The sequence below is a fragment of the Flavihumibacter rivuli genome (assembly GCF_018595685.2).
Taxonomy (GTDB): Bacteria; Bacteroidota; Bacteroidia; order Chitinophagales; family Chitinophagaceae; genus Flavihumibacter; species Flavihumibacter rivuli.
This window is the reverse complement of sequence record NZ_CP092334.1, coordinates 3,471,440-3,490,735: the sequence shown is the minus strand read 5'-3', so window position 1 is coordinate 3,490,735 and position 19,296 is coordinate 3,471,440. Positions and strand designations below refer to the sequence as shown.

Below are 19,296 nucleotides of genomic sequence, written 5' to 3'. Positions count from 1 at the left end.
TGCTTTTTCAAAACCAAACTATAGATCAACGATTGCTAAACAGAACTTGTGGAAATGAATGCCTCCTCAACAAATGGCCCTATGATCCTGGTTAATGAATCATTCTCAAGTAAAAACCCATCATGGCCATAGTTGGAGTGGATGGCCACAAAACGAGCATTATTGATATGTGCTGCAATGTATTGCTGCTCACTGAGGGGGAATAAAATATCCGTACCTATACCGATCACCAAGGTATGGGCCTGTATCGTATTTAATGCTGCAGCAACAGACAGTCTTCCCCTACCAACATTGTGGGCATCCATGCTTCTGGTTAATGTATGGTAACTGAATGCATTGAACCTTCTGGCGAGCTTCTCTCCCTGGTAAACCTGGTAAGATGAACTCTTAAAATCAGTCAGCTTTCTCCTGTCATCCTCGCGCTGATGTATATCATAAATGTGGTAATTTCTGTAAGACAAGAGTCCAAGACCCCTGGCTACTTTCATGCCTTCAATTCCAGCCCATCGCCCTCTATCCGTCCATGTTGCATCAACTTCAATACAACGTCTTTGGGATTCATTAAAGGCAATACCCCATGCTGAATGAAATGCATTTGTTGCTATAGGGACTATGTGTTCAAAAAGCCTTGGCTCTTCAATTGCCCATTCAAGTAATTGTTGACCACCCATTGAGCCACCAATACCCAGCTTTATCCTCCTTATACCTAGAGCATACCTGAGACGCTGGTATGCTTTTACCATATCCCTTGTAGTAAAGAAGGGGAAAGCATGGAAATAACTTTCACCAGTATCAGGATCCTTACTTAATGGCCCAATACTTCCGTAGCAACTTCCTGGCATATTTACACAAACAATGAAATATTTAGCGGGATCAATAAGTTTACCCTGACCCACTAAGCCGGGCCACCATTCTGCCGGGTCACTATTAGCAGTTAAGGCATGAAAGACCCATACCACATTGTCCCTGCTTTCATTTAGCCAACCATAGGTGGTATAGGCGAGGTGTAAGGAAGGAAGGACCTCACCAGACTCTAAATGAAAGGGTTCCTTTAGGTAAAATATTTCCGTCATTGTTTTTCTTTTATTGCTAATAGGATCGAATCAGGAAACCAGGTCCGTTAAAAAGACCTTCTGAAATGCCTGTTCAAAATCTGCTTTAATATCTTCAATGTGCTCTATCCCCAGACTAATCCTGATCAGGTTGGGTAAAACTCCAGAAGTTTCCCTTTCCGACTCGTTTAACTGTTCATGAGTGGTAGAAGCGGGATGAATGGCAAGGGTTTTTGCATCACCAACATTTGCCAGGTGACTTACTAACTTAAGAGAATCAATAAATCGCCTACCATTATCGATACCACCCCTGATGCCAAATTGAAGAACGCCTCCATAACCTCGTTTAAGGTAATTGTTGGCAAGGCTATGATAGTGACTGGACTTCAGTCCAGGATACCATACAAATTCCACCAATTCATGCTGTTCTAACCATTGCGCAAGGGCAAGGGCATTCTGAGATATTCTTTCAACCCGCAAGGAAAGGGTTTCCAGGCCCTGAAGGTGAAGGAAAGAATTAAACGGACTTGCGGAGGGCCCAAAATCCCTCAATCCTTCAACCCTTGCGCGAATGGCAAATGCAATATTGGGTAACCCCAAAGGATTGCCCTCTCCAAAAACATCCCAGAATTTCAGGCCATGGTAGCCTTCAGCAGGCTCTGTAAACTGGGGAAATTTCCCATTACCCCAATTATAATTTCCCCCATCCACAACAATTCCCCCAATAGAAGTTCCATGGCCACCGATCCATTTGGTAGTGGACGCAACCACTATATTCGCACCCCATTCAATAGGCCTGAATAAATACCCGGCCGCTCCAAAAGTATTATCAACCACAAGGGGCAAATCGTATTCGCGGCTCAGTGCAGCGAACTTTTTAAAATCAGGGATATTCAGCCTCGGATTACCAATCGTTTCCAGGTAAATGGCTTTTGTGTTCTTGTCAATAAGGGGAACAAAACTTTCCACATCATCCCCATTAGCAAACCTAACATCAATGCCTAAGCGCTTAAAAGCAACCTTGAATTGATTATAGGTGCCACCATAAAGAAAAGAGGTAGTAATCAGGTTATCACCCGCCTGAAGAATATTACTTAACGCCAGGAATTGGGCTGCTTGTCCGGATGATGTTGCAACTGCAGCTACACCCCCTTCTAATGCTGCCAATCTTTTTTCCAACACATCAGTAGTAGGATTCATGATCCTGGTATAAATGTTTCCAAATTGCCTTAATCCGAACAAATCGGCAGCATGACCGGTATTCTCGAATGCATAGGAACTAGTTTGGAAAATAGGTACTGCCCTTGAACGCGTGGTTGGATCAATTTCCTGTCCGGCGTGCAATTGAAGGGTTTCGAAATGATAATTACTACTCATAGAGATTTTTTTATTTCACGTTAATTAGTTTGTTAAGCTACCTCAGCATTTATTTTAGTCTACTTTTTTTATAGAGTAAAAGGGGAGGAAAATTCCTCCTCCCCATTGGGCAGGACCTCAAATCAACCAAAAGCTGCTTGCTATTTCAGGAATACCCTTTATGTGTGTGTTAAAAAGCCATCGGTCAATTCAGTAATTCGGAAATCTTCTGCTTGAGCTGCTCAAACTCTTGCATGTCGAATAATCTTGTCAGGAAACTAATATTACCATTTCTGTCAATCAGGACATTTCGGGTAACACCGGCATCCCTTGAGGCGAACTTATGGAATATCGCGGCGCCTGGATCTAACGCTAATGGATAGGTTACTTTCATTTTAGATGCAAACTGCCTCACAGTATCAATGGGCTCATCACGATCAATACCAATCAACACCAGGCCCCTGTCTTTATACACCTGCCAGACCTCCTTTTCAAGATGAGGCATTTCCTTCCTGCATACCACACACCAGCTAGCTGTAAATTGGAGCAACACAACCTTTCCCCTTAGCGATTCCAATGTCAACTTCTCCCCATTCGTCAGCTCGAGCAAAATGCCACCAGGAGCCTTTTCACCAACATTAACGATAAAGCCCCTATTCACATCAACTGTACTCTTTGACTCAACCTGATTTTCTTGCGCAAGAAGGGTGTCAATGGCCAGCAAACTAATCCCTAAACAAAGCATCAATATCTTCCCCATACATAATTGTTTTACTATTGTCCAGAAGGTTTCAAAGCGATATCATACTCCCTTTTATCTGGCATAACCCTGACCTCCTGTCGTTCATAGCCACTTAGGCTAAACACAAGCATCGTATCTATAGGCCTTATCTCAAGTGAATAGGTCCCATCAGCCTGGGTTCCTGTTATGGTACTGGTTCCTTTCACCTGAACCAAAACACCTTCAAGGGGAAAGGATTCATTAAAACTGATAACTTTTCCCTGGATAACTAATGCGTCATTCTTCATATCAACTATTGTCGGCTTACCAGCGATTAAACATGCGAACATGATCAGGATCAATTTCATTGCCTACTGCGTTTAGTTAACAATCACAGAAAATCAAGTTGGGAAAAAAGATATTCCCAACATTAACCGCTTGTTCATTGATGAACTGGATCAAGTCAACAGGTGGCTGAAGCATACCAGGAGTAATAGGATTCAAACCTCGAACCTGTAATGTTTCCATCACCGGCCAACACCCTAGCTATATACCTGGTCAATTGATGCATGAAAGATTATTAGTCTACTATTTCTATAGACTAAATTAGCATAAATATTCTTTCCTCCAAATTTTATTTTCTGATCACCTGAATTCTTCCTGTTCAGAATACCTGGTTGACCACAAATGATCAGTACTTCAACCCGTGGGTAATTTCCATCCTGATTATAATTGTGGGGCTGATCTTGAAGTAATGGAGCTACAGAACCTAAACTCCAGTCAATTAAAGAAAATGCCAATGGATTTCGGCAACCATTAAATATAGTTAAACCCAAAAGCCCGGATTATTCTACAAGCAGATATCACCAAAAATTAAGAAGCACAAGGAAATCCGAAATATTTTTATCATATCGAATTACCCTGTGCTTCATTAGTAGTTAAAATGTAACTACGGCACTTAATTATCTGAATTCTATCTCAAATTGTATAACTCACCCATTTCTCCCCGCTTTCATTGCTCCTTACCACGTTCTCGATAAAGGCCATTCCCCTGATGCCTTCATTCACGGAGGGGAATTCAACCACGCTGGCATCAACGCTGCCGCCTTCCATGCGGGCCGCAAGGGTTTGGGTGAAATTGCGGTAGAGGTTGGCGAAAGCTTCCAGGTAACCTTCGGGATGGCCACCGGGCGTGCGGGTATTTTGTTTGGCGATGGCGCTCAGGTAACCCTGGCCGGCACGACGTACTTCCATTGGCTTGTCATACCATTTTACCAGTAGGGTATTGGGCTCCTGCTGCTGCCATTCTATTCCACCCTGCTCGCCATAAATGCGGATCGACAGGTTATTTTCCTCACCGGCTGCTACCTGCGTAGCCATCAGCACTCCACTGGCCCCATTGTTGAAACGCAGCAGCACGGCCCCGTCATCATCCAGGGCACGGCCATCCACCACCACATTCAGGTCGGCGCAGAGTTCGCTTACTTGCAGGCCACTGATGTATTCAGCCAGGTTAAAAGCATGGGTGCCGATATCGCCCATCACACCGCTCTTGCCCGATTTCTTGGCATCCGTCCTCCAGGCGGCGCCGGCATTGCCTTCGCGCTCCGACAGGCGGCTCAGCCAGCCCTGCCGGTATTCAACAAATACCTTGCGGATCTTGCCCAGTTCGCCCTTTGCAATGAGGTCCTTCGCCTCTTTCACCATGGGATAACCGGTATAGGTATGCGTAAGGCAGAGGATGAGACCGGTCTCTTCCACTTTGGCCTTTAATTGCTTGGCTTCTTCCAGCGAAAGCGTGATCGGCTTCTCGATCACTACGTGGAAGCCTTTCTCCAGTGCCTTCATGGCCGGAGCGAAATGCGCGAAGTTGGGGGTAACAATGGTCACGAAATCCATCCGCTGGTCGGCCGGCAAAGCGGCTTCCTTCTCCAGCATCTCTTCGTAATTCTTGTAAATGCGGTCCTCGTTAAGGAACAGTGCCTTACCACTTTTGATGGCAATCTCTTCGTTGATGCTGAGTGCGCCACAAACCAGTTCGATCTTACCATCCATGTTGGCTGCCAGTCGGTGGATAGCGCCAATAAATGCGTCGAGGCCACCACCGATCATGCCCATACGTAGTTTTCGATTCATGTTGCTTGCTGTTTAAAATGGAGGTTAAATATACTAAAAAGCACATTGGCACTTAGCCGAATTCATTCCCTGGAAGTATAATTCACTGCTGAAAACTCCCCGTTCCAAAACCTGCCGGAGGGACAGGTAGTAATCCGCCTACACTTGGATAAAAAAATATTGCAAAAAGGCGCCCTCTATTCGGGCAATACCAAAGCCATTATCAAGCCAGGTATAATTTTTCATAATACTCCCTCGCCATCCGGGCACTATCGAATTGTGGCACTACATCGCGCATGCCCTGCTTCATCAATTGCAGCCAGGACGGGCGGTCATTATAAAACATTGGCAGTACGGTCTCTTCCAATAAGGTATAAAGACTGTGCGCATCGCGGTCATCCTGCTCATGGTCGTGCAGGCAGGTATCGCAGGGCGGGATCACAAAGCTGTTCTGGTGGTCCCTGGCAAACTCAGGGAACCAGCCATCTGGCAGGCCAATATTCACGGCACCATTCATGGCAGCCGTCATGCCACTGGTACCCGAAGCTTCATGCCGGAGTCGGGGCACATTCAACCAGCCATCGGCACCACCCTTCAGGAGCTTTGACAATTTCAGCTCGTAGCCTACCAGGATGGCGCAATTACTGAAGGACTTGCAGAGATGAACGATCCGGTCAAAACTGCCAATGGCAGCATAGTCCATCGGGTAAGGCTTCCCGGCCCAGATCACCTGGATGGGATACCGCTTGTTCCCCAACAGCTTCCTGAAACGATCCATATCCTGCATCAGGAGCTCCGCGCGTTTATACCCGGCAAATCGCTTGGCAAAGACCAGGGTGAAAACATGCTCATCATACAACTCCCCATTCTGGTCTGCCACTTCCTCAAAAAGGGCCCGCTTGCATGCGAGCTTCCTAGCAGCCAGTGCTTCATCATCATTGTCCAGCAGGGCATCATACATAGGCTTATCGGCCCAATAACCAAAATGCTGCGCATTGGTGATAGCCCTGATCCCGCAGGTTTCCTTGTCGGGCTGCCACATCTTGCACATGGTGAGCCGGTGCTGCTCCGACACCCCATTGGCTATTCCCGCCAGTCGCAAGGCAGCCAGTGTATGGTTAAGTGTATCCGTTGTAGTGCCTGTGATCTTCCTTACCGTTTCTTCCGAAAGGTCATTGAAGAATCCCATCTTGCCGAGCAGGCGCATATCCGATTGCTCATTGCCTGCCGACTCCGGGGTATGGTTGGTGAAGACCAGGTGGCGCTTAAAGGCTTCGAGGCTTCCATACTGGCTATAGAGATAGAAGGCAAGGGGGAGGGCGTGGGATTCATTGAGGTGATAGGTTTCGGGTTTCCAATCCAGTTGCTCAAAAAGCTTGGCGCCGCCCTCACCCAGGAGGATCGCTGCGGCCAGCCTCGCTTCCGGGTTGGCATCATATAGGCGGTGACAGATGGTCCTGGCCAGGTAGTCGTTCTCCGGCAGGTCTGTACTGAGAAAGAACATAGGGGCTGTCTGGAAAATTTCCGGGGCCAGGTAATAGGCCGTTACCCATACCGGGTGCCCATTGACCTTGATGGAGAAGCGGATGCCCGTTTCCTGCAGGAAGCCATATACTTTTTCCTGGAAAAGCACATCCATGGTCTGGTCTGCCTTCCGCACCTGGTCATAATACCCATATTTCCATAAGATGCCTACCCCTACCATATTCTGCTTCAGGTCATAGGCGCTACGCATATGGGAGCCGGCAAGGAATCCCAATCCACCGGAATAGATCTTGAACGACTGGTGGATGGCAAATTCCATACAGAAATAGGCGACAGGCTTTTTGAAGGAGTCATCAAATGCATAACGATGGGAGAACGGAAAGGACATAGCGATCGATTGTCGGGCAAATTACCCTATTCCAGTTCCGGCGACCATGATGATAATAGGCAGGGACCATGATTATGGTCAATACTGGCATAAGGCAATGTGATTGCAGGCTATTAATACTACTCACCAACGCCATTGCACCGAGATCCAATAACTTCTCCCCACGCCATTAATGCCCGAACCATGGGTTCGGTAATCTATATTGAAAAGATTCAGCAGGCCGGCATTCATTTGGATCGTTCGCCAGCGGTAGCCACCATAGAGGTTCAACACCTCCCAACCCGGAGTGCCTCCTTGGGGTATCCTGTTATCCTCCCTATCGCCCTTTGCCAAACGGTCCTGCTTTCCCGCAAATAACCACTCCATGGTGGCCGACCAACGGTCATCAGTATACGCAGCTAACAACCTGCCATTCACCGGGGGGATCCTACGCATGGGTTCCCCACGGGTCTCATTTTGGCCGTACTGCCAGGCCATATTCCCGCTGAATTGCCAATGGGCCCCTGCGCGATAGGATAGCGCAGCTTCCCATCCCCAGATATATCCCTCTTCCACATTCTCCTTCCTGTACACCGGGTAACCACTGATGGAATCGCCGGGCACCCTCACCCTTGTGACCAGGTTACGGAGGTCCATATGGAAAACAGAGGCAGCCCCGGAAAAACGTCCATCCAGGAACTTGTAACCCAATTCTGAATTGATGGATTGTTCTGCACGAAGGTCCCTTGCAGGTACTTCATAACGGAAATCAACAATGCCCAATGAACCCATATCATCAATATTGGGGGCGCGGTACCCATTACCCAGGGCCGCAAACAACTTATGATGATCATTGACATGGTACATCAATGCCGCATTAGCAACGAGGGCAGAAGGTTGGATCCTGACTTGCCCGAGGGAACTATCCTCCAGCCTTATGTTGAAGGCATTGTAACGAAGCCCCAGTTCAGCGCTAAAGTTTTTCCAGGCAAAGTGATGCAGGGTATAGATCGAATAGTTTCCATAGGTGGAGCCATCAGGGTACAAGGCGCGCAATGGACGAATAGTGCCATCTGCTTCATTACGGTCATAGCGCTCACTACCTATGATATCATGATAGAGTTCTATTCCGGAATTGGCCGACCAACCCCTGGCGATCTCGCTGGACAGGTCCGCTGACAGGCCAAAAGAGCTCACGGCATCCTGCTCCTTTCTCACTACTGTGCTACCCTGTTTGCTGCTTATCCTTCCTTCCCTGCTATCCTGGTAAGAGGCCGTTACGGATAGCTGCCGCATCCATTTGGTCTCACCCTTCTTATCCCAACGCAAATAGGTCAGGAGCCTTTGCTGGGGATCCATTTCGTTGTTCCGGAACCGCTCCAGCTGCACTTTGTGGTATACAGGCACATGGTTCTGCCGGAGGAACTGGTTCGCAAAGGTGAGGGTGGAACGATCCGGCAGCGCCCACTTGAGCTTGATATCAAAAGCATATTCCTCATAACCCGATGGCGATTGCTTACCCGTAGTATCCCCTCCCACCAGGTCGCCAAAATGACGATAGGTAAGGCCAATACCAACAGCCAGCTTTTCACTACTGTAAGACAGCTCTCCCCTTCCGGTTTGCTCCATCCCGGCAGACATGTATTTTCCCAGAAGGTTACCCTGCCAACGGGAACCCTTATCCGAAAACTCCGGTTCCTTGCTGAACACCTGCACTACCCCACCAATTGCATCTGATCCATACTGGACAGAGCCTGTCCCTTTGGCAACTTCAATCCTTTGGATCGAATAGGCATCTATGGTGTTCAGGTATTGGTTGGGACCATAACGGAAGGTGGAATTGTTCAGGCGTATACCATCCACCAGTATCAGCAACTGGTTACCGGTGAGGCCCCTCACGAATGGGGAACCACCGCCATGGTTGGTCTTCTGTACAAATACCCCGTTCAGGCCCTGCAGCGCTTCCGGTGTGGTACGGGGCTGGTGGGCAGCGATGGTTTTCGCCCCAATACTTTCCACCATATAGGGAATGGACAGGTTCTCCACTGATTTCCTATGAGCGGTCACCACCACTTCCTTCAATGGCTGGGCTGCAGAGTCCTTCTTCTCCTGCGCGAACGCTGTGGCAAGAGGCGCAATCATGGCTATCACTACCCCAAACGACCTGCTCATTTATCCGACCCTTTATGGTTGCGGTGTTTCTTTGATGATTTCTCCCCTTCTTCCTTTTCCCCCTCCTCTTCGTCCTTTTCACTCACCAACAGGAAGGCGCTTCTCCTTGGGGCAGGCATCACGCTCTGTTCCCCTTTCACAGCCTTCCAGATCACCTCACTGAACACGAGGTCAGGGATGGCATCTTCCTTTGAAAGATCAAAACTTTCGCTCAGGTGGGCACTGGGTGTATTGGCTACATTCTTCTCATTCAGGTCTACATTGGCAGGAAGGGAACTAAAGACCGTATTGTCCGGCGTCTTGTTAAAGCAGCGCCACATGGGTGTGGCAGCCGCATCATATTGACTCATCGGCGGCAACCCGAGGATCAGCTCGATGGTCCGCAGCATTGACGAAGTGGAATACATGGTGTGGTCGATAAAACCACGCTTCACGTAGCCACCAGCCACATAGGCAGTGGTGCGGTGGGCATCCACATGGTCGGGACCATTTTGTGCATCATCTTCCACAATGAACACAACCGACTTTTCCCAGATCGGGCTTTTGGAAAGGTATTCCACAAACATCCCCACTGCCAGGTCATTGTCTGCCACATGCGCAAATGGTGTTGGCCTGCCCAGGCGCTGGCCTTCGGTATGATCATTGATGAAGCGGAGGGAGTTGAATTGCGGAACAGCATTGGCTGCCAGCAGGGAGTCGAACTCACGCTTCCATTGGTAGAACCGGGTAGTATCCCTTACACTCTCGTCCCAACTGGTATAATAAGGACAGAAATGCCCTTCCAATACAGGAATGTTGGCCTTATAGTCATCAGCGAACTCACCATAGGTGCGATAGCTTACTCCGGCCCTTTTGCAATAGTCCCAGATAAAACCTTTGGTCGGGTTGGCAATGGACCTTGTGCCTTCCGCATCGTAAGTGCCACCCCTGCCGCCATAGCTGGTGGGCCAGTTCTTCTCGAGGTAATCCGTTGCCCCGGCGCTCAGGCTCCAGTTGTGCCCATCGGCACTAACCTCACCATCTACATAGAAGTTATCCAACAATACAAACTCACGAGCGAGCTGGTGTTGGTTAGGCGTAATGCGTTCCCCAAACAACAAAAGGCTGGTATCCCCATTGCCACCAGGCATATCGGCCAATACCTGGTCATAGGTGCGGTTCTCCTTGATGATATAGAATACATGCTTGATGGGCGAAGGATCGCCAACCTTCATGGGGATGGGATTCCCCAATTCCCCTGTAGCCACCAGTTCACCTTCTTTCGAATAGGGGGTATTGGTATAAACAGCTTTGGAATAACGGGCAAGGGTAGCCGCATCTGGCATATCGATGATGGAAAGTGTTCCTTTCATCAGGCCGCCGATGTATTGCACTTCCTGTTTTTTAGAGGGATCACCTTGCTGGTAAACTACGGCCTCTGTTTTGCGCACCGGGCTGGGGCCGTAAGGATTGGCATAGGAAGTAAAGCCTTTTCCATTGCTCACGAAGAGCTTCTTTCCCAATACCTTTATATTGGTGGGATACCAGCCGACAGGAATGAATCCCAAGGAGTGGGACCGGCCCGGATGCTCCACATCGAATACGGCCAGGCAGTTATTGTCGGCATTCGCCACATACAGGGTATGCTGGTCTTCTGATAAGGCCAGGCCATTCGTAGCAGAACCTTCCGGCGCATCGGGATAAAGGGCTGCATTCAATACTTCCGATACAGTCCATGATTTGAGGTCCACCACTGCAACACTGTTATCATTGGCATTGGCCACAAACAGCCTGTTGCCATCCTTCGTTAACAATAATTCATTAGGGTGATTGCCTATAGCAAGTCTTCTGCTGATGACCTGCTTGTTCACATCATATTCGAGCAACTGCGCACCACCCCAGAGGGAGATATAGAGAAATTTCCTGTCGGCACTCAGCACACAGGTATAGGCTTCAGCACCTAAAGGCAGAATTTTCTTTATTGACTTTCCGGCAAGGTCGATCACGTACAGGCTATTGTTATCCTTGGTAACCACATAAAGTTCATTGCGTTTAGGGTGGACCGTTAGTCCGGCCGGGGAGATCTTTTCCGGCCATTTCTTTCCTAAGGGTATGCTATCGACCAGGTTGAGCAGGTCCGGACCCACCGCATATTTCAGGATCCAGTTATCATTGCCGCCGCTGGCATAAAGGAATTTTTCATCGGGGGAGAAGGCCAGTCCGTACCAGGATTTAGGAACCACCACCGAATGCAAGACCTTTTCTGCCTTAGGGTCGATCAATTGGATACTTTGGACACTCTGGCCATTATTGGTGGCAGCCAGGTATCTCCCCGATGGGGAAAGGGCGAGGTTCAAGGGCAGGTCCCCCAGTGGCAATGACCTTCCGGCGGGGGAAAGCTGCCAGCCATTGGGTAGTTTAACCCTCCGCGCTGCCAGTTCATTGTCGATCGTTGTTTCCTGCGCAAATGCAGGAAGGGCACCCAGCAATAAACCCAGGCCGGTTGCCAGTTGAAGGAAGTAGCTCATATTGTTTGTTTGCGAAATGACGTATTCATTCTCTTCCCGGGTGACTACATTTAAGGAACCGAAATAAGATCTGTGGCCATCACCCGGCAGGATAAGGGATCTTGTGTACCATCTTAAATGGGATATAACGTTTAAAGACAACCGAAATAGTCTGACCTATCCTAAAGCGTACCAATGATCCCTATAAAATCTCCCTTGCTCCAGCCTTACCCGAATAATCCTCCAAACAATTCATTCTTCGCTCCATCAAGGTTCATACTGGTGACAGGAAGGGCAAAGCTAACTGCACCCTATGAAGTTAACATTATATCTATTTTACGGAATGGTTAACCCCCAGGTTGGTCAATCGATTGAGCAGGTTCAACAGGCCGCGGGCAATTGGAAGGATATGTGGCCGAAAGGACCTTTTCATGAATGGACCATCTATTGTCAGGCAACTACCTCACATCAATATGTGAATGGCCGGCATGTGCAATTCATTAGGTTTGTAGCACTAAAACCTTGTACATGAAAAAGACCATCCTACTTGTCTTGGGCATTGGCCTCAATGCACTGGCATGGGCGCAGCAGGCTCCCATCAAAAAAGAGAAATTCCATTTTGGCGCCCCCACCCAACAGGACACGGCAGCCGGTTACACGCAGGCAGTAAAAGTGGACAATCTCATTTATGTTTCGGGAACGGTAGCCCTGGACATTACCCCAGAAGGCATCAGCTTTGCTTACAGGAATATCGAAAAGACCCTGGCCCATTATGGGGCCACCATGCAGCATGTGGTGAAGGAGAACCTTTATACCACGGATATTGAAGCTATGGCGGCATATAATGCAGCAAGGAAGGCTTTTTATAAGGGCGATTATCCGGCAGCCACCTGGGTACAGATCTCCCGTTTGTTCATGAAGGAAGCCAAACTGGAGATCGAGGTGATTGCCTATTTGCCGAAATGAGAACGATTTTTTAATCAGCTGGGCCTCCGATGAGGGGATACAGGGTATTTGCCACGAAGACTCGAAGTCTCGAAGGAACACAAAGGCGCCTTAGTGCCACTTAGTGCCTTCGCGTCTTCGTGGCCCAATAACAGGATAAAATTTTCTGTCCCCATCAGGGTCTCCCGCAGGGGACCCTGATGAACAGCAGGATAAAATTTCATCAATTGAGGGTAGAAATCAAAGGCAGCCAGCCAGCCAAAGAAATCCGAAAAATACATAAGCAACTAAAAATCAATACTAAACAAATCATTTAACACAGAATTTATAGGAACTTAACATTCCCTGAACTTATACTTTCTTATCTTTGCCCTGAATTGCTTCCGGAACCTTTTCATACGATTGCCTGCTCCCGGCAGGTTTTTTTATACCCTGTCGGTCCATTATTCACGAAAACAAAACGTATGAAGACACAGAAATTTGAATTGATGGGATGGAAGAGGATGTATGTAGCGGGACTTAACCGCCGACCCAATCCCGTCATTGAGATCAAAATGGAAGCTGGAAAGCGTACCGCTGCAGAGGAAACAAAACTCAATGCAATCCAGCAAAAAGCATTCAGGATGAATTTCCTGGCCGGTCCACAGGGAATCCTTGATCCCCGGCTTTTCTAGGACCTGAAATGCTCCAAAGGGTATGGGTTAATACCCGTTATTTATTGGTTTACAAAAGAAAAAGCCCGTAAAGGGCTTGTTATTTTTTAGATAGGGCAGTTGCTTAATTACTCAAAGCGGTGGGCCACTGTCCAGCAAGGATGCTGTGATCATTCCCCTTTCAGGTCATCAGGGTCATCTGCCTCCTTATGCTTCTCGATCACTTCATCATGGTAAAGCTTCCGCTCCAGGGAAAACCTGTCCTTCTTGTTGGCCAGGATCACCCAGATCACCAGCATCAATGCTGCCACTGCGGTTAAGACGATTCCAAATATTGCCATAGTTCTACCACTATGTCCATCAAAAATACCGCCAGAGCCTTTGGGGCCATCCCCACTCATCCATTATACCAGCTTTGGCAGAAAATCATGGACATTTTTTCATTATCCTATTATTTTAATAGACTTTTTCTATTTTAGCATTTCACCCTTATTCTTTGTTTCCAACCAAACTACTTATGGGCAAACCCAGCTTCAAACAAGCTTTAGCCTTCTGGACCAAATTGGGATTCATCAGTTTCGGCGGACCAGCCGGGCAGATCGCCATCATGCATGAATACCTGGTGACCAAAAAGAAATGGATCAGCGAAAGCCGGTTCATGCATGCCCTGAATTATTGCATGTTGCTCCCCGGTCCGGAGGCCCAGCAATTGGCTACTTATATCGGCTGGCTGCTGCATGGCACAAGGGGTGGATTGGCAGCGGGACTGCTCTTTATCCTTCCATCCCTATTTATCTTATTGGCCCTTAGTATTGCCTATGTAAGCTTCGGCCAACTCCCCTGGGTCTATGCCTTGTTCAATGGCCTGAAACCGGCAGTAATGGCTATCATCCTGCAAGCCCTGATCAAGATCGGGAAGAAATCATTGCTTAGCCCATTTCACCTGGGCATAGCTATACTTGCTTTCATAGGTATCTTCTTCTTCAACATTCCCTTCCCCCTGATCATCCTGGCCACCATAGCATTGGCCTTTGCCGGAAGAAAACTATTTCCCCAATGGCTGGGCATCAGTCAGCAGGCTTCTAAAAAACAGCAGCAAGACGAATCGGCATTCTATATCAACAACCAAACAGAGGTTCCGAATATAGGCTTCAACCCGGCCCGCTTCTGGAAACAGGTTGCAACAGGTATCTTATTATGGTTACTTCCTTTCTACCTGCTTTACCTGCTGGCAGATGATTTTGCGTTCTGGGAAAGGCTCAGTTTTTTCTTTACACAAGCGGCGCTGGTGACCTTCGGTGGCGCTTATGCCGTATTGCCTTATGTAGCTCAGGTTACGGTGGAGAAATTCCAGTGGTTATCCAGGCTGCAAATGATCGATGGACTGGCCCTGGGGGAAACCACGCCAGGTCCACTGATCATGGTGCTGGCCTTTGTAGGGTTCATGGCAGGATATAACTACTATGATCATGCGCTTTTACCCGGGACACTTGGATTGCTGGTCACCACTTATTATACCTTCCTTCCCTGCTTCCTCTTCATCTTCATCGGTGCACCTATCATTGAACGGACAAAAGGAAATAACCATATCAGGGAATTGCTGGCCTTTGTGACAGCAGCCGTGGTCGGTGTGATCCTTAACCTCACCATCTACCTGGGAAAGGCAGTGATCTTCCCGGATGGCATCACGTGGAATGGGTTGGACTGGATGGCACTGGGATGGATCATCCTTTCCTTCATTGCATTGCAGCAATTCAAAGTGAACATGATCCTTTGGATCTTCGTAAGTGCTGTCCTGGGTTGGCTGAGATGGGCACTGGGCATGGCCTGAAGTAAAGTAAGGGTAACCGGTAACGATGGCCTGTTCCGGCCTGCCAATCCCTGTTTGGATCCTTACAACTTTGATACCAAGGGCATGAACAATCAATTACCATTCAGGATCCTTGACTCCAGTTCATTGAGGTGATGATTGTATGCCACATAAGCAACCAGCAGCACTACAAGGGCGAAGACCAGTACCGAAATGGCCAACACTTTTTTCTTGTCCATTGCATTATGATCTAACTTGGAACGCAGCATAATCGGGAATTGTGGTTCGGGTCGCAAATACAAGTACAAGGTACCTCATTCCATCCCTTATGACCAAACCGAGGCCGGGGGTGTTTTTCCCGGTGCTACCAATTTTTATTCCCCCTTTCCAGCCATTCCTGCCGTAATCCGGGATCACCCTTGATTACCGCTAATAAGGCAGCACAAGCCTGTCATCAAAGCCTTTCGGGTAATGGAATAGCCTTTCACTAATTTTGCCCCATAGTATTTGGGTCCAAAATCAATTAAGCGTTTATGAAATGTATAGCCATTTATTGCGGCGCCAATAACGGCAATGATCCTATTTACCTGGAGCAAGCTAGCCTACTGGGAAAGATGCTCGCAGCAAGAGGCACCAGGATCGTCTATGGCGGTGCAAAAGTTGGACTAATGGGAGCTATTGCCAGTGCGGCTTTAGAGGAAGGCGGCGAAGTAATAGGTATCCTGCCCGATTTCCTGCAGCAGAAGGAATTGGCCCACCAGGGATTGACAGAACTGATCATGGTGAAGACCATGCATGAACGGAAGTCATTGATGAATGATTACTGCGACGGCGTGATAGCCCTTCCCGGTGGGTTTGGAACCATGGATGAACTGATGGAAATGCTCACCTGGGGACAGCTCGGCCTTCACCATAAACCCATAGGCTTATTGAATATTGATGGTTTCTACGAGCCCCTTATGGCCTTCGCGGACAAGATGGTAGAAAAAGGGTTTCTCAAACCGGAGAACCGCAATATGCTTCTGGTTAGTGACAATATCGAACACTTGCTTGTCCTTATGCAGGAATATACTGCACCCAGGGTTACCAAGTGGATCAGTAAAGAAAAAATCTGACTGCCCAACATTACGTCATGAAAATAGGACTGGTACAGATCAGCTCGCTTAAAGGGGATATAGCAGCCAATATCCTGAAGCATTGCAATTATATTGAACAGGCAGCAAAGGAAGGCGTGGGTATGATCGTTTTTCCTGAACTCTCCCTTACCAATTACGAACCCAGCCTGGCGGCCCAACTGGCAACCTACCCAGGTGACAAACGTTTAGCTGTCTTCCAGCAACTCAGTGACCAACACCAAATCATTATTGCCGTTGGTATACCCATTCGCTCAGCAGAAGGCACCAGGATCGGCCTGGTGATCTTCCAGCCAGGCAAGGAAAGGGAATGCTATACCAAACAATACCTGCACATGGATGAATTCCCTTATTTCGTTGCAGGTGAAAAGATGCACTACCTTGAATTAAAAGGGGAAAAGATCGCTTTGGCCATCTGCTATGAACTCAGCGTCATTGATCATATTACAAGGGCCCATAAGGACGGAGCAACCCTTTATGTTGCCAGTGTCGCAAAGACAAAAGACGGATTGGAACATTCTGCCATCCAGTTGCCGGTGCATGCAAGCAAGTTCAACATACCCATCCTTATGGCCAATTCGGTAGGACCGGCTGATCATTTCATTGGAGCAGGAGGATCGGCCGCATGGAACAGGAAGGGAGAACTATACCAATCCCTTGGTGAAGAAGAAGGCCTGTTGATCATCAACACAACAGAACTATAAGTTATATCACAACAACTGATCTGTATTTCGATAAAACCGGGCTACAACTGCGGGACGGATCACCCTGTACATACAATAAATGTACTGCGCAATTTCTTGTAATTGGATTTCAATAAATTATAAAATCGTACAATTACTGTCTCTTCGCATAGTAATCAACGTTAGTACTAAATATTTACCCTTACCAAGGTGTAAAGAATATTGACCATTTATAAAATTCTCCCAGAATTAATATTCAATTCTGGTGAAAAGAAAGAAATTTGTCCCAACACCTTATCCTTATGATCAGCTATTGGATCCACCAATAGCATTTGGTTAACGCATTCACCCTGATCGCCCGCATGGAACAAGAATTTGCTGTCAAGCGAACCAGTCGCTTATTGATCCTTACCCTGCTATGCCATGGATTGGTAACCCTATCCCTGTTGGCACTTAGCTGCACAGTACATTTTGGTTTCCGTAATTTAACTGACATAGACTATTTCCATGCCTTCAGGCAAATTCATTCCTACACCATTGCTTTTCCCTTTTGTGCGCTACTGCTGGGTCCAATGATCCTGTTACCAACAGTTTGTTTTGACCAATACACCCTGGGCAACCAGTTCAGGGTACCCCTTCTGTTGGCAGCAACAATCGTCTATTATACCGGCATCTTTGCCTTTACCGTGTTCCGCATCTTCCCTTTGCAGCTGGGATTAGGTTTCAATGCCAACAATATTGCATTAACGAACCAGTACCTTTCCAGCCGTCACCAAATACAGGAAAGCTGGAACACCTGGCAGCATATCCGCGCAGCTTCAGCCCTGATCAGCCTGGTACTCACTGCCCTCGCCACCTTTAAAAAACCCATCCAACAGACACCCAGCTGGCAAAGCCTCGACAAGTTCCTTTCCTGAATAAGTATAAACAGTCCATTCGCTTCACAGCAAAAAATATTTTTGCAACCATTCGGTTTCGCTTATATTTGCTACCGAATGGTTGCATTTATCAATATAGTCTATGAGAAGAGATGTATTCCAGGCAATAGCTGACCCCACCCGCAGGGCGATCATCACCCTGATTGCCGTCCAGGCCATGACACCCAATGCCATCGCAGAGCATTTCGACAGCAGCAGGCAGGCCATATCCAAACACCTCCGCATACTGGCTGAATGCGAACTGGTGACCCCCAGCCAATCCGGCCGTGAGATCTACTACCAACTCAATGCCAACAAAATGAAAGAGATCGACAAATGGTTGGCCCAATTCAGGAAACTTTGGGAGAACAGGTTCTCCGAACTCGATAAAGTCTTATCCACACTCAAAAAGCAAAAAAAATGAACAGCCATTTGCAGTTCGACTTTACTGTTAACAAGTCGGACAACACCATCAATGTAAAGCGGGAATTCGCAGCTGAATTAGCCCTGGTATGGGCGGCCTGGACCCAGCCCGAATTACTCGACCTCTGGTGGGCGCCCAAACCCTACCATACCAGGACCAAATCAATGGATTTCCGTCCCGGCGGGCGATGGCACTACTCCATGATAGGCCCCAACAAGGAAGTACATTGGTGCATGGCCGAATATCATTCCGTTGAACCAGGACGGGGCTTTACCGGACTCGATGCCTTTTGTGATGAAGCCGGCAATATCAATGCTGCATTTCCCAGGTCCTTATGGACCATCCAATTCATCGACCAGGGTGATTCCACACTAGTAGAGATCAAGATCAAATACCAGCAGCTGGCTGACCTCGAAAAGATCATTGAAATGGGCTTCAGGGAAGGATTCACAGCTGCCCTCCAAAATCTCGACCAGTACATTGCTGCCCAGTTCAAACTGCGCCAGCAGATGCGCACCGATACCAGGGCCCGTGTATGTACCTACCTTAACTTTCCTGGAAATACTGAAGAAGCGTTCAGGTTCTACCAGTCAGTATTCCGCAAGGAATTTGTCGCGCCCGGTATCCAGCGCTTTGGCCAGTTACCGACCGAACCCGGCCAGCCTCCTATAGCCGAAACAGTCAGGGATATGGTCCTGCATGTGGAGTTGCCCATTACCGCCAATCATATCCTGATGGGCACAGATGCGCCGAAGGAAATGGGTTTCACGGTAACGGCAGGCAACAACATGCATATCTCCATCGAACCGGAAACCAGGGAAGAAGCCAAACGACTATTCAACGAGCTATCAGCTGGAGGCAACATCTCCATGCCTTTACAGGACATGTTCTGGGGCGCCTATTTCGGCAGCTTTACAGACAGGTATGGCATCAACTGGATGGTGAATTGCCTGGCCAAATAATTGAATAAAAAAAGA

18 protein-coding genes are annotated in these 19,296 nt (G+C 48.0%); 8 read left to right on the top strand and 10 right to left on the bottom strand.

Going from position 1 to position 19,296, the window contains the following annotated elements; all coding sequences use genetic code 11:
- Nucleotides 1–35 precede the first annotated feature (35 nt).
- The 8 genes from KJS94_RS14840 to KJS94_RS14805 form a co-directional block, all read right to left on the bottom strand.
- Nucleotides 36–1,073 carry a homoserine O-acetyltransferase family protein gene (locus KJS94_RS14840; RefSeq protein WP_214448268.1) on the bottom strand — a complete coding sequence of 346 codons (1,038 nt, stop codon included), beginning with the start codon at nt 1,071–1,073 and terminating at the stop codon, nt 36–38.
- A 30-nt stretch (nt 1,074–1,103) separates the two neighbouring features.
- Nucleotides 1,104–2,429, bottom strand: a complete 1,326-nt coding sequence (locus tag KJS94_RS14835; protein WP_214448267.1) for an O-acetylhomoserine aminocarboxypropyltransferase/cysteine synthase family protein — start codon at nt 2,427–2,429, stop codon at nt 1,104–1,106.
- A gap of 184 nt (nt 2,430–2,613) precedes the next feature.
- Nucleotides 2,614–3,168 carry a TlpA family protein disulfide reductase gene (locus KJS94_RS14830; RefSeq protein WP_214448266.1) on the bottom strand — a complete coding sequence of 185 codons (555 nt, stop codon included), beginning with the start codon at nt 3,166–3,168 and terminating at the stop codon, nt 2,614–2,616.
- Between the two features lie 14 nt (nt 3,169–3,182).
- The gene (locus KJS94_RS14825; RefSeq protein ID WP_214448265.1) at nt 3,183–3,497 is read right to left on the bottom strand and encodes a carboxypeptidase-like regulatory domain-containing protein; all 315 of its coding nucleotides are present in this window, start codon (nt 3,495–3,497) and stop codon (nt 3,183–3,185) included.
- Between the two features lie 610 nt (nt 3,498–4,107).
- Nucleotides 4,108–5,265, bottom strand: coding sequence for a Gfo/Idh/MocA family protein (locus tag KJS94_RS14820; RefSeq protein WP_214448264.1), 1,158 nt, complete (start codon nt 5,263–5,265; stop codon nt 4,108–4,110).
- Nucleotides 5,266–5,467: 202 nt separating this feature from the next.
- The gene (glgP, locus tag KJS94_RS14815; RefSeq protein ID WP_214448263.1) at nt 5,468–7,117 is read right to left on the bottom strand and encodes an alpha-glucan family phosphorylase; all 1,650 of its coding nucleotides are present in this window, start codon (nt 7,115–7,117) and stop codon (nt 5,468–5,470) included.
- A 123-nt stretch (nt 7,118–7,240) separates the two neighbouring features.
- Nucleotides 7,241–9,268, bottom strand: coding sequence for a TonB-dependent receptor plug domain-containing protein (locus KJS94_RS14810; RefSeq protein ID WP_214448262.1), 2,028 nt, complete (start codon nt 9,266–9,268; stop codon nt 7,241–7,243).
- The gene (locus KJS94_RS14805; protein WP_214448261.1) at nt 9,265–11,775 is read right to left on the bottom strand and encodes a bifunctional YncE family protein/alkaline phosphatase family protein; all 2,511 of its coding nucleotides are present in this window, start codon (nt 11,773–11,775) and stop codon (nt 9,265–9,267) included. Before KJS94_RS14805 ends, KJS94_RS14810 begins: the two co-directional genes overlap by 4 nt.
- 507 nt (nt 11,776–12,282) lie before the next feature.
- Here KJS94_RS14805 and KJS94_RS14800 point away from each other — a divergent pair.
- Nucleotides 12,283–12,720, top strand: coding sequence for a RidA family protein (locus KJS94_RS14800; RefSeq protein WP_214448260.1), 438 nt, complete (start codon nt 12,283–12,285; stop codon nt 12,718–12,720).
- A gap of 443 nt (nt 12,721–13,163) precedes the next feature.
- The gene (locus KJS94_RS14795) at nt 13,164–13,373 is read left to right on the top strand and encodes a hypothetical protein (protein WP_214448259.1); all 210 of its coding nucleotides are present in this window, start codon (nt 13,164–13,166) and stop codon (nt 13,371–13,373) included.
- 149 nt (nt 13,374–13,522) lie between these two features.
- Here KJS94_RS14795 and KJS94_RS14790 read toward each other — a convergent pair whose 3' ends face one another.
- On the bottom strand, nt 13,523–13,693 hold the full coding sequence (locus KJS94_RS14790; RefSeq protein ID WP_214448258.1) for a hypothetical protein: 171 nt from the start codon (nt 13,691–13,693) through the stop codon (nt 13,523–13,525).
- Between the two features lie 176 nt (nt 13,694–13,869).
- Here KJS94_RS14790 and chrA point away from each other — a divergent pair, with 176 nt between their 5' ends.
- On the top strand, nt 13,870–15,183 hold the full coding sequence (chrA, locus tag KJS94_RS14785) for a chromate efflux transporter (RefSeq protein WP_214448257.1): 1,314 nt from the start codon (nt 13,870–13,872) through the stop codon (nt 15,181–15,183).
- A 92-nt stretch (nt 15,184–15,275) separates the two neighbouring features.
- On the opposite strand, the gene KJS94_RS14780 is transcribed toward chrA, so the two are convergent.
- Entirely contained in the window at nt 15,276–15,431 is a 156-nt protein-coding gene (locus KJS94_RS14780; RefSeq protein ID WP_214448256.1) for a hypothetical protein, read from the bottom strand.
- 264 nt (nt 15,432–15,695) lie between these two features.
- On the opposite strand from KJS94_RS14780, the gene KJS94_RS14775 reads away from it, so the two are divergent.
- From KJS94_RS14775 to KJS94_RS14755, 5 genes are all read left to right on the top strand, one after another.
- A complete protein-coding gene (locus tag KJS94_RS14775) occupies nt 15,696–16,277 on the top strand; it encodes an LOG family protein (protein WP_214448255.1) in 582 nt (193 codons plus the stop codon).
- 17 nt (nt 16,278–16,294) lie between these two features.
- Nucleotides 16,295–16,999, top strand: a complete 705-nt coding sequence (locus KJS94_RS14770) for a carbon-nitrogen hydrolase family protein (protein ID WP_214448254.1) — start codon at nt 16,295–16,297, stop codon at nt 16,997–16,999.
- A gap of 341 nt (nt 17,000–17,340) precedes the next feature.
- The gene (locus tag KJS94_RS14765) at nt 17,341–17,895 is read left to right on the top strand and encodes an anthrone oxygenase family protein (RefSeq protein ID WP_214448253.1); all 555 of its coding nucleotides are present in this window, start codon (nt 17,341–17,343) and stop codon (nt 17,893–17,895) included.
- Nucleotides 17,896–17,998: 103 nt separating this feature from the next.
- Entirely contained in the window at nt 17,999–18,319 is a 321-nt protein-coding gene (locus tag KJS94_RS14760; protein WP_214448252.1) for an ArsR/SmtB family transcription factor, read from the top strand.
- Entirely contained in the window at nt 18,316–19,281 is a 966-nt protein-coding gene (locus KJS94_RS14755) for an SRPBCC domain-containing protein (protein WP_214448251.1), read from the top strand. The genes KJS94_RS14760 and KJS94_RS14755 overlap by 4 nt, the downstream gene beginning before the upstream one ends.
- Nucleotides 19,282–19,296: the final 15 nt, after the last annotated feature.